Genomic DNA, 13,673 nt, shown 5'->3' on the forward strand with positions numbered 1-13,673 from the left:
GGTACATCGTCCATTGCAAAGCCGGGTGGTTGATTCGACCTTTATGATGAGTTCGGGCGTCACCTTAGTTGCGCCCGAACTGCCCGGTCAATGTAACGAGTTAGCCCAACCCATTGCTGGCCCGCCCGACCTTCCAACCTGACACTATCCCTCCGCTATTTATCTGCGCGCCACACGGCAAGGGCATCGAGTGCCTCAACGGTCCCACCGCAAACCCGCAGAGGATTGACTTCCAAAGCTTCCAGGTCATCGCCCAACGCCATCGCAGCGTCACCAATTTTGGAGATGGCATGAGATAACTTATCCAAGTCAACCGGCTTGGAGCCGCGGTAACCAGTGAGCAACTTGTGGGCTTTCAAACCTGCAAGCATATTTTTGACCTCGGTCGCAGACACCGGCAGTAGTCGTAGCTGGGTGTCCCCCAGCAATTCTACCCAAACCCCCCCCAAGGCCACCGCTAGTACCAAACCCCACACTGGATCTCGTGCCACTCCGACCAACAACTCTGTGCCGCCTTGGCGCATAGGAGACATGATGACGCCCTCGAATCGAGCGTCAGGTTTCGCTGCATGAACATTAGAGATTACGCGATCAAAGCCATCGCCAATAGCCTGCGATCCCTCCAGATTCAGTAGCACACCGCCAACTTCGGTTTTGTGTTGGATGTCTGGGGACAAAATCTTCAAGACAACAGGTCCCTCGAACTTCGCGGCAGCCGCCACAGCTTCCGCCCGAGTGGTAACAATCTGCTGCGGGATCACTGAAACACCTGCCGTCGAAAGGTAGGCCAATGTGTCCCGCTCTGTGGTCGGCTTTGCATTGGTAGCCACCGAAACGCCACGCTCCTTAGTGGCCTCGCGCTTGAGATTTCGCGACCAGTTATATAAATGACTGATAGCCCGGACCGCATGATCCATCCCCCCTGTCACTGCAGGTAGAGCATTAGCTTGAATGACTTCCCGACCATATTCCGTCACGGGCCTTAAAACTTGCTGGATTACAAGACCGCGGACGCTGGAAGTACGTAGGCCAATTGAAATTTGGTCTAAACCACGAGCCGAAATTGAGGACGCGGCATCCTTGGAGACTGGTATGTCCCAAATGACGCCGATCAACCCGATATTAGGATCCTGCGCAATAGCTTCGATCGCTTTGGGGTAGATCTCGGGATTTCTGATAGCGGCGCCGGTAACGTCTAGCGGATTGTGGGCTGCTCCGAAATCAGACAGAACGGAAGACAGGGCTTTAAGGGTAGTGGGTGCAAATTGTGGAAACGGAATGCCATGTTCCTCTCCTCGATCTGCAACGATTTCGCAGGCTCCCCCTGAAATTGAGACAAGCGCGAAGCCCTGCTCAGAATCAATGGGCCCCATAGCCGCGAGCAAGTCAGCAGTGATTACAAGATCCTCCAAAGAAGAAACTCGAACGATGTTGTAGGCATTACAAACGGCTTGAAAAACCCGATCGTCACCCACCAAAGCTCCGGTGTGCGCTTGCGCCACAGCGGCGGTCAGCTCACCCGTGCCAATCTTGAACATGACAATCGGTTTTCGTGCCCTAACCGCAGCACGCGCAGCCGCTTCAAAGCGCAGTGGATCACGGATGGATTCAGCGAAAACCGCGATAGCTTGAGTGGCCTGGTCATCGACCAAGAATTGGATCACGTCAGCCAAATCCACCATGGCTTCGTTACCCATGGCGACAGAATAGCTTAGGCTAATGCCTTGCTGATGAGCAAACGAACAGATCGTCGCCGCGGTCGCCCCGCTCTGACTGACGAGTCCCACGCGAGGCTGCTTTAATACGGGCAGGCGCATTGGAATGGCAGAAAGTGAGACATTATCAACAAAATTAGAGAAGCCCAAACTATTGGGCCCAAGTAACGTCACCCCCAATTCCTTGGCTCTTGCAAAGATCGCCGCCTGTTCGGCTGCGCCCGCCTCACCAGTTTCGGCAAAACCGGAGGTGACCACTGCACCATAGAGAATGCCCCCAGCCGCCATATCCTCAATCGCATCACGCAGGGCGACCGCGGGCACAGCAATGAAAGCCGCATCGACGCCATCAAGCTCAGCACAAGATTGGACCGTCTTGCGACCCAACGCATCGGTGCCTCGACGATTGACCAGATGCACAGGTCCTTGGAAACCTACCGCTTCAAGGCTCTTGATCACCAATGCAGACCATGGATTTTTGTCTGAAGCGCCAATGATCGCAACCGAGCGCGGACGGAAAAGGTTTAATAGATCCATTAACGACGCCTTTTTATTAGCTTTCTGCGTATTGAAGATTTTGGAATCGACCAAGAGCCAATATGCGGATGATCGAGGATATGGAACGAGCCTACATGGCCCATCCTGGTTCTGGTCTGGCAGCTAACATTCTAAGGAATGGTTAACGCACACCCTGCCCAGCGATAGCTTGCGCTGAAAACGTCGATTCTTTGATTTCGTTGACTGGCTTATAGGATGCATTGTCGGCCCCCATTTGTGAGACAAAAGTGTACCCCCCTCTTGCCAAGTCATATGCGATCAGACTAGAAGTGAAGTCAATTGTCCCGGCACCTTGGATATAGTTAGGAATGGCATTGGCCTGAAGGGTGCGAAAAATCTTTCCTGCCTGATCGTAACCATCGTAAAGATGAATTCTCCAAGTATCTTCATCCAAGTAGTATCGGCGTTTAGACGCAGTGTGTCGCAGGCCATTCTTCACCGTAGCCTCGACTACCCAGACTCGGTGTAGTTCCCAGCGCATGGCGTCAGGATTTACATGTTGTTTACCGTTAACCCCAGCTGCAGGAAAGGTGGCCAGCTTAAAAGTATTGTACGGAATATAAATCTCTTGCTTTCCGATCAACTTGTAGTCGAACCGGTCCATGCGCCCCGAAAACATATTGGATTCGTCGTAATAAATCCCTCCACCCAGCGCTGAAATTGGCGTGTCATATGCAAATTCTGGTGCAAGACGGACTCGTCGCTGCCCGGTTGAGTAGCTCCAGGTACGCTGGTCCTGGGTGTCATAACGCATCGGATACCAAATTAAGGTAATGCTACCCGAATCCTTAGCGGGCGACAGCGTCGTACTGATGGCGCGGGTATAAAAATCAGAATCGGATTTGTCCTGCCAGTAGGGATACTCGGCCTGAAGATTTAAAACCTTGGTTGCTGAAGCGTTGCCTGCCGAATCGACAATATAGGTTGAGGTATTCCCAAAGAACGCGCCATTCGTCCCCATCTCACGGGTCAGATGATTCCACATCGCTTCGTTGCCGGTTTTCGGGATTGGAAAGGGAATTCCACCGCGACATTCTTTGGCCAAACCCACCCCGTCAGATTCAGTCCGGCAGTTTGCATCAGTGGCATTGGCGACTGTTTTGGCTGACCGCTGAGCAGACATCGCTGGATAACTTCGGTGAGAGGGATACACGTCGACACGGTAGTCTGGCCAACGCTTAAGTAGCTCCATCGTGCCAGGCGTCAACTTATCTTTATATTGACCAATGTTAGCTGCAGTGATGCTGACGATTGGTTTTTCGTCAGCGAACGGATCCACGAACTTGTTGGAGCCGTCGACATAATTTTTTGGAGGCTTAGTCATTCCGCCTTTGTATTCAGGAATGCTGCCATCTGCATTGCCTTGCTTTTCGGCGCCCCAAGGGGTCAAAGAAGAGCCCAGTTTGGCAGCCTCCGTGGCGGTTACAGCGGCATGACTTGAACTAAACGACAGAACAGACAGCATCGTGACGCACAATGTAGTTTTCTTAATCTTCATAAAATAATGCCTCTGATTATTGTTAGAAGCTGGTCTTAACCGTAAGGCCTATGCGCCCGCGGTCAGTGGTTTGCCAAGGGCCGTTGCCAACATAAGTGGCCCCACTACGCATGATTTTGGCAGTTGAATCTGCATAGACCAGCGAGACCACCCAATTACCGCGGATGTTTAACTCGCCACCTAAAGAGTAAGTTGCAGCCCCTTGATTGGTGCCGCCGAAATCCGCTGTATTGCCTTTGAGCCCAGTTTGGAGGGTTACCGGGATAGTCAAATCCACTCCTGGTAGTACCTGCGTCCATTGGGGAGCAAAGCGAAGTCCCAGACCGAAAGCATTGTCCGTAGCACAGCCGGAGTATTTACCAAGCGGGCAATTGACAGTGTTTTCGCCGTTGTACAGGCTCTCATTTTTAGTCACATCGATGAGATGGTCATAGGTAAGCTCTGCCGAGAGGGTACCTGAGTCCCAAATGGCCGTCTGAGGCAACCCGTAGATCGTGTTCAGGACGACATGGTAGGTATCGCCACGCGCACCTTCATCCGAGAGCGAGAAACCAACGGTGTTCAGCCCCGCGTTCTTGCGATATGCAAACTCGGCACCCACAGCGAACGCCCCGATGGTTGTGTCCACACTGAGCCCATACAATTTGGTTTTTTCGGGAAAGACTGCACGGTATTGCAGAGGATTTTCGGGATTGCGCAAAAGCCAAAGACCGTTCTTCTCGTCGAATTCCCGATAATAGAGGCTCAGCGTAGTTGCATTCCAATTGGCAAAGTTATAGTCCGCTTTAACCCCCCAGTTACCGCTTTTGCTATCCGGCTCCTTCGCGTCGCCTCGAACAAACGGCAACCCCCCTCCGGTGCGGTCCGGGCCGTCAAGAGTGAAGTCCGTCCCCCCCAAGTACGTGCCACCCTCCGGTGAGCGCACATGGTCCCAATCCAAAAAATATTGTGCTGCGAAGGAAAGACTCTCATTAGCCTGCAAAGTGGCGGAGATTTGGTTAAGCGGGAGAAAAAGCTCCCGGACTTCAGTACCTGGGTTTGCCGCGCCTTTTCGGCCATCTACGGGGGACTGGCTATAGGCGATACCCGACTGCGTGAAAATCGAGTTACCCCAGTAAACCACGTGCTGGCCAGCCTTCATGGAAAGGGGCATTGTGCCGATTTCGAAATTGCCATACACAAACGCGTCAAGGATTTCGCCGGAAGGACCTCGATAAAACCGCTTCGTGGTGCCTGAATAAGAGTTGTTGTTGTATGACGAAGGCAGATTGGCCAGGCTCGGATTTCGCTCCACGTCGGTATCGCTATATGCCTGATCAACCCAGCCAGCAGCGGAAACACGAAATCCATGCGTTCTACGCCAACCTACTTCTAGCTCACTCAGGATGTCCAGGCGATTTGAGGTAATGTCTCCCTTATCAAACTTATAGTCACCTTCGTCGTAATTCGGATTGCCGGAAATACGATGGTCCCGACCTTCAACCCGAGTCTGCAAATTATAACGAATCGTGTTGTCGAAGCGAGCTACCCAGTCTGGATCGCCTAGATCTATCTCCACAGCCAACACCGGGCTGGATGCCACAGCGGACACAAACAAGCTAACACCAAGCGAATTAATGTTGTATTTCAACAACTTACGAAGTTTGGTTTTCATAAAGCCCCTATTGTTTTTGTTTTTGTTGTTCATACCGGAGAGCTGAACGAGCTATCTGTTTACGTAGGTAACTAGGCTCACATAGTTATCTATTAAAGAATCGAGCTTGTAAAGCTCTTTTTGGCGATCAGTGCGCGGTCCAGCTATGGACGTACCCACTCGGAGACACGAGTCCAGTTGTACTGCCAACCTGCCTCTTTTTAGTCGCAACAGCCGCTCCGGCCGAGTGTCCTGGGTGGTGCCGCGCGCGAGCCTTTGGTTCCGTCTTCAGACAAAGCCTCGAGTTCGCTCGCATCCCGAGCCGGGTATGGATGCACCTTTGCTGACAGCCGCTGACTGCCGCTTGATTCATTTGACACCTCCAGACAACCATGCCAAATTAGATAACCAAGTTATATAACTATAATTCGTAGCTCGGAGATGATGCAATGAATCAGAAATCGGCCAATGCCTACCCCGGTTCACGCCTTGAGGTTCGTCATACGGCAGGGTTCCTCGGAGCAGAAGTGCGGGGAATTAAGCTTCGCGATGCTTTGAGGCCTGAGGAAATCATCCACCTCCGCAGCTTGTTGTCGGAACGGCTGGTCCTTTTCTTTCCCGAGCAACACCTTTCAATCCCGGAGCTAAAGGCATTTGGTCAGGTATGGGGCGAGCTGGAGCTGGGCGAAGCGGCGGCGCACGTTCGCAGCGCTGAGGATCCCGAAGTGGTCGAGCTCAAGGCATCGGTTGGATACGTGGCTGACATGTGGCACACCGATCTTACCCCGTTGGCCAGCCCACCCTTTGGCTCGATTTTGAGCATGAAAGTGCTGCCAGAGGTCGGCGGTGACACCATGTGGTCAAGCCAGTACGCGGCTTACGAAACGCTGTCGGCCCCTATTCGTGACCTCATCGATAACCTGACCGCGATCCATGAGCATCCCCGGATTGAGGAGCGCACAGAGCATCCGATGGTCCTGGTACACCCTGATACAGGCCGCAGAGCCCTGTTCGTCAACTCCCAGTACACCAAGCGTATTACTCAGCTATCCAGCGCCGAGAGCGACGCGCTACTGCGCGTCCTTTTCGAGCATTCGGTACAACCACCGTTTACCACCCGTCGCCGCTGGTCAGTCGGCGACGTCGCGATCTGGGACAACTTAGCTACGCAGCATTACGTGGTAAGTGATTTTACCGGCGAACGTACGATTCAGCGTGTCACCGTGAAGGGCACTCGAGTACCGTCTTTAAAAAGTCGTTACCCCCACTACAAGCCGCAGTGGAGCACGCTTTCATCGCGTAAGGATGCTGAGAGCATTGGCAAGGCGGAGTGAATCGATGCTCTGTTAGAGCCTTCCCCATGAAAGCAAATTTGATCGAAAGCTTTCCATTTCGGTAAAAAATTCGGGCCGCCGCACTGCACTTTATTTCCGGAGCGGCTTCCGGCAACTGGAGACCAATCATGACCGAGACGAACCCTACATCTGATGTGTTTACCAATGCCGCCCTATTCATCGGCGGAGAATGGATCGACAACAGCGCTCTCGACCGATACACACATCTCGATCCCTCGACTGGGCAACCTTGCGGCTCCTTTCCAAAGGGCGGGATTACCGAAGCGAACGCAGCCGTCGCTGCCGCACACAAGGCGTTTGCTACCTGGCGAGAGGTTAGTCCGGAGCAAAGGCGTGACATTTTACTTAAAGCGGCTGACTTGATTGCCGCCTCGGCGGAAGAATTCGCTGCTATTGCAGCACGTGAAAGCGGACATCCCTTCAATCCTAATCCGGCGAGCGTGCGTAAACTCGTTGAATATTTCCGCTACTACGCCGGCTGGACGGACAAACTCGAGGGTACAACGATCCCGGTGGCGGGTGCCGTGCTCAATTATTCCCAGCATGAGCCTTATGGCGTGGTGCTTGCTATCAGCTCGTGGAATGGGCCGGCCACCAGCGCGGTCATGAAAATTGCAGCTGCACTTGCTGCAGGCAACTGTGTAGTGCTAAAGCCGCCGGAGCTCGGCTCTTTTGGTCCACTTCGCTTGGGCGAAATTCTAACGGAAGCCGGCCTGCCGCCCGGAGTACTCAACATTGTAACCGGGGGTGCCGATCTGGGAGAGGCGCTCGTCAAACACCCTGGTATCGGAAAAATTTCATTTACCGGAGGCATTCAAACGGCGCGCAGCATTTGTCGATCAGCTGCGGAAAACATGACGCCGGTAGTAATGGAACTCGGGGGGAAATCGGCCAACATCATTTTTGATGATGCGGATCTGACTCGGGCTACGACCATGGCCGCCCATATGGGCTGCGTTCAAAATGCGGGCCAAGGATGTTTATTTCCAACGCGCCTGCTGGTCCAGGCGAATGTGTACGACGAAGTCGTTGAAAAAGTCATTGCCTACGTATCGAAGGTCAAAATTGGCCTGCCTTTTACACCCGGTGTGACCATGGGACCGGTAATCAATGAACAAGCCTGCAACCGTATTTTGTCCGTCATCGAAACCGCTCAACGCGAAGGCCACGGTACGTTGTTATATGGTGGAGAGCGCCTCGGCGGGGAATTGGCCGGAGGCTATTATATAAGTCCGGCAGTCTTCGGCAACGTCGACAACAAAAGTGCACTGGCCCAGCATGAGGTTTTTGGACCGGTACTCTCAATTATCCGGTTCGATACAGAAGAGGAAGCCGTAGCCCTCGCCAATGATACGGTTTATGGGTTAGCTGGATATGTGCATACCCAGAACTTGTCCAGGGCACACCGCGTCGCGGCGAAGCTTGAGGCGGGCTATATCGGTGTCAACGGATTTCCACCTATGCCTGTGAACGCGCCATTTGGTGGGTTCAAGCAGAGCGGTTACGGTCGAGAGGGTGGCAAAGTTGGCATTGAGGAGTTCCTACGAACCAAGAACGTCTACGTAGCGCTTAGCTGACCCCTCCCCCATAACTATAAGGAACAATTCATGAAGGCTGCAGTTCTTTACGAGGCTAACAAGCCGCTAGTTATTGAAGAGCTTACTCTGGACAACGTTCGTGATAACGAGGTGCGAGTAAGGGTAGCGGCCAGCGGCCTATGCCATAGTGACTACCACTTCATGGTCGGCGACATGCCGCATCCAACTCCGCTGGTACTCGGACATGAAGCGTCAGGGATTGTCGAGGCGGTCGGTTCGAATGTTACTACCCTCAAGCCCGGCGATCACGTCGTAACATGCATCAGCAGCTTTTGCGGAGGTTGTCCTGAATGCCTAGGCGGCTATAGCTATCGTTGTGATACCAAACCCACCCGCGGCCCTCAACCCGCCAGCTCACCACTGATTCTCAACGGCAAGCCGATCTACCAATTTGGCCAACTGGGAGGATTTGCAGAGGAGATGGTGGTTAACATCAACGCGGTCACTAAAATACCGCGTGAAATGCCGTTGGATTGCGCGGCAACCTTGGGTTGCGCGGTAATTACCGGATTCGGCGCAGCTGTTTATGGTGCAAAAGTCCGCCCCGGCGATACCGTTGCGATAATCGGTTGCGGCGGCGTGGGATTGAACGTGATTCAAGGTGCTCGGGCTGCTGGCGCCTCCCGCATCATCGCTGTTGATATAGCTGATGCAAAGCTTGAATTGGCGCGCAAGTTCGGCGCTACTGATTTCGTAAAAGGGGGCGATGATGCTGTTGGCCAGATCAACGAACTTACCCGCGGGGGCGTCAATCACGCATTCGAAGTTATTGGCATCCCCGCTACCATTCGCCAGGGTTTATTGATGTTAAAAAAAGGCGGTCAGCTTACGATGATTGGTGTGCCTCGATTCGATGCCAAGCTCGATCTCCCTGCGCTTCCCTTCCTTCAGAAGGAGGTCCGTATAGTAGGCTCGACGATGGGTTCGGTGTCTTTCATGCTGGCTATTCCCAAACTTGCCGAAGAATATCTCGCGGGACGGCTCAAACTCGATGAGCTCATTTCTCAGCGGATTGCATTAGAGCAAATCAACCAGGGGTATGAAGCGCTCATGGGTGGCGGTGTAGCACGGAGCATGATTGTATTTAACGACGTGCTAAAGGCGGCATCCCAATGACCCGCTTTATCGATCCTGCTGTTCAGCAATTGCTAAACATCTGGGAGACATCGGGCCGAAAGCCACTAGAGTTGCTGCCGCTTGAACAAGCACGAGCAGAGTCATCTGCGGGAGCAATCCTAATGGGCGCAACTCCGCCTGACGTCGATGCGAAAGACTTTGATATTGATACACCACAAGGCCAGCTCTCCGTGCGTGTATACCGGCCCCGCGGCCACGAGCAAACGGCGGCGTTACCTGCGCTGCTGTTTTTGCACGGAGGGGGCTTCGTAGTAGGTTCCATCGAGACCCACGATGGATATTGCAGGCATCTAACAGCGGCCCTCGACGCCTGTGTTCTCTCTTTGAATTATCGACTAGCACCGGAGCACAAATTTCCGGCAGCTGCCGTGGACGCCAAAGAGGCCGCTAAATGGATGCTTCGGGAAGCCAATGCGCTACGCGTCGATCCTCAGCGCTTCGCCGTTGGCGGCGACAGTGCAGGCGGTTGCTTGGCGGCAGGCCTCGCGCTGCAACAGGGCCAAGACGGGATACCTAATTGGCAATTGCAAGTATTAATTTATCCGTTAGTTGATTGGTCGCAGCAGCGAGACTCCCATATCCGTAACGGCCAAGGCCTGCTTCTGACGGAGACCGCCATTCAATATTTTCGCGATCTGTATCTCCGCTCCTCGGCTGACGAGAAAGACTGGTTAGCCTCACCACTGCTAGCACCTGACCACGCCAACGCGCCGCCGGCCTTTGTATTGATCGCTGAGCTCGATCCGCTTCACGATGAAGGGTTTGCCTATTCGCAATGCCTTCGCAGCGCCGGAGTAACGGTACAACTTCGCGAGGTACCAGGAATGGTGCATGGGTTTATTACCATGACCAAACTCATCCCAGCTGCCCTTGAATGCACGATGGAAATCGCAGCCGCGCTGCGCAAGGCGTGGAATTCGCCACTCGCTTCTTAAGTCATTGCTGAGACCCCGATATGAGCGATTCGACTTCAACTCGTTTTGATGATTCTTTAGACGCCATTGTTATCGGCGCAGGTTTCGCCGGTATGTACATGCTTTATCGGCTTCGAGCTCTGGGCTTTAAGGCTCAAGGTTTTGAAGCTGGCAGCGATGTCGGTGGCGCTTGGTATTGGAACCGATACCCAGGTGCCCGCTGTGACGTACAAAGCCTCGTTTATTCCTATTCCTTCTCTCCCGAGCTGGAAGAAGAATGGCGGTGGTCTGAGCGCTACGCCGCTCAGCCAGAAATCCAGGCTTATCTAAGCTACGCCGCCGATCGTCTAGAGCTGCGTCCATTGATTCAATTCGAAACGCGAGTGATTGGCGCAACATTCGATGAATCCAATGATCGCTGGTTGGTGAAGACGGACAAAGGGCAACAAGTGGCGGCCCGTTACTTGCTTATGGCGACCGGCCCTATCTCACTACCGGTATTGCCGAATATTCCAGGCATCAAAGATTTCCGGGGCACGCTCTTACACACTGCAAGGTGGCCTCAGCAACAACCTGACTTTAGGGGTAAAAAGGTTGGGGTGATCGGTACCGGTTCGTCAGGCACACAGATTATTCCTATTCTGGCTGAGCAGGCCGCGCAGCTCTTGGTTTTTTTACGCACGCCTAACTTCACCGTTCCGGCGCGGAACAATCCAACAGGCGATGACGAGTTTGCGCAGTGGGTTGCTCGCCGCGTGGACATCCGCGCAGCCATGTGGCGTGGTGAGATTGCAGGCGTAGGCGATGTGCTCATGCGTGAAGAACTCATCAAGACCCGTTCGAGCCCAGCGGCTAGCTTCACCCCAGAACAGCGACGTGAAATTTTGGAAGAACGGTGGGCCGTTGGGGGAGCCGCACTTCAGGGCAGTTTCAAGGACGTCATGACGGACGAATCGGTTAATGAAGAAGTTGCCAACTTTGTCCGAGAAAAGATTCGCGAGACAGTGAAGGATCCAAAAAAGGCAGAATTACTCATTCCGAAGGGCTTCGCGCTCGGGACCAAGCGAATCTGCGTAGGCTCCAATTACTATGAGGCCTACAACCGCGAGAACGTCGAGATTGTTGATATCAAGAAGAATGCCATCGAGCGTGTCACTGCCAGCGGTGTCGTGGTGGGTGGAGAAGAGATCCAACTCGACGTGTTGATCGCTGCCACCGGATTCGATGCGGTGACCGGGGCGATCTCTTCCATCGATATTCGGGGGAAAAATGGACAAACGATCCACGATGCATGGCAGCACGGACCCTACACATTCCTGGGCATAGGCATTTGCGGCTTTCCGAATTTGCTCATGATCGGCGGCCCGGGCAGCCCGTCGGTACTAAGCAATGTGGTAATGACCAATGAATACCAAGTTGACTTTGTCGGCAGGATCCTGGAACACATGAAGGCGACGGGCAAAACTCGCCTCGATGTCGTCGCAGAGGCTCAGGAACAATGGACCCAGCACGTCAACGACGTTGTGAAGTTATCGCTGCTGGCCAAGTCTGACAGCTGGTATGTCGGCGCCAACATTCCTGGCAAGGCACGTGCAATCTTAGCCTACACCGGCGGTGTTAGAGCTTATCGCGCAGCCTGCGAAAAAGTCGAAAGCGAAGATTATGCTGGATTCAGGTTCACATCCCAGCGCACGTTCCTCGAAAAAGGGACACGAAATGACCGCGAGCCGGGTACTAGCAAAGAGGTTTGAATGACTAAGCCAACTATAGGATATATAGGTCTGGGTCGTATGGGCGGTCCTATGGCTGATAACCTTATTAAAAAAGGTTTTCGGACAGCTATTTTTGATATCGCGGAAGATGCCGTAACGCCGCGGGTCAGTGAGGGCGCGGCACGATATGACAGCCCCAAGGCTTTGGCGCAAGCGTGCGATATTATCTTCACCTGCTTACCGGGCCCCAAACAAGCCCTCCAGGTGATGACTGCAGACAACGGCATTTTGGCCGGCCTGCGCCAAGGTTCAATTTGCATTGAGTGCACAACTGGTTCGCCTGACTATGTGCAAGAGATCGGTCGGCAAATAGCAGCACGTGGCGCCAGCTTGATAGAAGCTTGTGTGAGCGGCGGTCCACAAAACTCAGCAGCCGGAACCCTTGTCCTGATGCTGGGGGGAGAAGCAAGCGTAATCGAGATAGCTAGACCAGCGCTCGAAGCAATTGGCACTCAACTATTTCATGTTGGGCCATTGGGTCTTGGAACGACGGCCAAACTGATCCACAACATGGTTTATAACGTCTCGGTTCAGGTAGGGATCGAAGGCATGGCGCTTGCGAAAAAAAGTGGCATCGCCACTGAGACCATGCTCCAGATTCTGTCCAATGGCGCCTATGGACAGGGTGCGATCCAACGCTGGGTGCTTCCGCGAATGGTGGACGGAGCAGCTCTAGGTCAGCAACATTTCCCCATTGAGCTTTCTTACAAAGATCTCTCGCTCGCCACTCAACATGCCAGGACCATCGGCGCTGCGACACCTTTTGCTGCACTTGCTGAGCAGAATTTTATTGAGGCCGTGGCTCGCGGCCTTGGCCAAAGCGATAATAGAGAACTTGCGGCGATGATGGCAGCGCGTTCAGGTGTCACCAACGGGATACGTGGAAAAGATAATGCAAAGTCGCCCCAGGAGGAGAAATGAACAGCTATCTCTCGAATGAAGAGACGCTCAAGCGCAGAAAGGAAACACGTGACGCGGTGCTTGGACCTAGCAAGTACTCAGTTGGAACCGACGTCATCTCTGCCCCCCTGCTGGAATGGTCCGATTCAGCAGTATGGGATGTCTGGTCACATGAGGATCTGTCAGTCAAGAATCGCTGCCTTGTGACCATCACAGTACTGGCTATTCAAGGACGTCTCGAGCAGCTTGAGCTTCACATTCGTGGCGCCTTAAATAATGGCTGGACGGTGACTGAGCTCGCGCAGTGGGTAAACCACGTAGCTGTCTATGGGGGCGTCGCAGCGGGAGCTGGCGCGATGGGAATCGCTCAAAAAGTAGCTAAGGAGTTGGAAACCAAATCGCTTTCCTGATCAAAGCAGGCTCCGCGATCAAATACCTCCGACATCCATCCGATAAGAAAAAGCCCGATGCTAAACCCCTTCGTGAGCGCCTGCTCTGAAGGTGAGGGCCAATCGTAACCGTCCGGGCAACACACCTTCCTGATACCATCGCTGAAGGCGATGGTGTCCACCTAATTTAAGTGGACACCATTT

At 53.5% G+C, this 13,673-nt stretch carries 10 protein-coding genes; 7 read left to right on the forward strand and 3 right to left on the reverse strand.

Translation table 11 applies throughout. From position 1 onward, the window contains the following. Positions 1-155: 155 nt before the first annotated feature. The 3 genes from ACM110_RS00260 to ACM110_RS00270 all read right to left on the reverse strand — a co-directional run bounded on the left by ACM110_RS00260 (position 156) and on the right by ACM110_RS00270 (position 5,425). Complete coding sequence (locus ACM110_RS00260) at positions 156-2,306, reverse strand: acetate--CoA ligase family protein (protein ID WP_416126087.1); 2,151 nt, start codon at positions 2,304-2,306, stop codon at positions 156-158. A gap of 88 nt (positions 2,307-2,394) precedes the next feature. Next, on the reverse strand, positions 2,395-3,771 hold the full coding sequence (locus ACM110_RS00265) for a DUF1329 domain-containing protein (RefSeq protein ID WP_416126088.1): 1,377 nt from the start codon (positions 3,769-3,771) through the stop codon (positions 2,395-2,397). Positions 3,772-3,793: 22 nt separating this feature from the next. Beyond that, positions 3,794-5,425 carry a DUF1302 domain-containing protein gene (locus ACM110_RS00270; RefSeq protein WP_416126089.1) on the reverse strand — a complete coding sequence of 544 codons (1,632 nt, stop codon included), beginning with the start codon at positions 5,423-5,425 and terminating at the stop codon, positions 3,794-3,796. 428 nt (positions 5,426-5,853) lie between these two features. Between ACM110_RS00270 and ACM110_RS00275 the strand changes: the two genes are divergently transcribed. The 7 genes from ACM110_RS00275 (at position 5,854) to ACM110_RS00305 (ending at position 13,490) form a co-directional block, all read left to right on the forward strand. Then, complete coding sequence (locus ACM110_RS00275) at positions 5,854-6,738, forward strand: TauD/TfdA dioxygenase family protein (protein WP_416126090.1); 885 nt, start codon at positions 5,854-5,856, stop codon at positions 6,736-6,738. Positions 6,739-6,866: 128 nt separating this feature from the next. Beyond that, positions 6,867-8,336 (forward strand): aldehyde dehydrogenase family protein, encoded by a 1,470-nt coding sequence (locus tag ACM110_RS00280; RefSeq protein WP_416126091.1) that lies wholly within the window; start codon positions 6,867-6,869, stop codon positions 8,334-8,336. A 30-nt stretch (positions 8,337-8,366) separates the two neighbouring features. Beyond that, on the forward strand, positions 8,367-9,473 hold the full coding sequence (locus ACM110_RS00285; protein WP_416126092.1) for a Zn-dependent alcohol dehydrogenase: 1,107 nt from the start codon (positions 8,367-8,369) through the stop codon (positions 9,471-9,473). Continuing rightward, positions 9,470-10,429, forward strand: coding sequence for an alpha/beta hydrolase (locus ACM110_RS00290; RefSeq protein WP_416126093.1), 960 nt, complete (start codon positions 9,470-9,472; stop codon positions 10,427-10,429). The genes ACM110_RS00285 and ACM110_RS00290 overlap by 4 nt, the downstream gene beginning before the upstream one ends. Positions 10,430-10,449: 20 nt before the next feature. Further along, positions 10,450-12,159, forward strand: coding sequence for a flavin-containing monooxygenase (locus tag ACM110_RS00295; protein ID WP_416126094.1), 1,710 nt, complete (start codon positions 10,450-10,452; stop codon positions 12,157-12,159). Further along, entirely contained in the window at positions 12,160-13,101 is a 942-nt protein-coding gene (locus ACM110_RS00300; RefSeq protein WP_416126095.1) for an NAD(P)-dependent oxidoreductase, read from the forward strand. Further along, complete coding sequence (locus tag ACM110_RS00305; RefSeq protein WP_416126096.1) at positions 13,098-13,490, forward strand: carboxymuconolactone decarboxylase family protein; 393 nt, start codon at positions 13,098-13,100, stop codon at positions 13,488-13,490. The genes ACM110_RS00300 and ACM110_RS00305 overlap by 4 nt, the downstream gene beginning before the upstream one ends. The last annotated feature ends 183 nt before the right edge of the window (positions 13,491-13,673 follow it).

Source organism: Pseudomonas sp. NFX98 (assembly GCF_047784845.1).
GTDB lineage: Bacteria > Pseudomonadota > Gammaproteobacteria > Pseudomonadales > Pseudomonadaceae > Aquipseudomonas.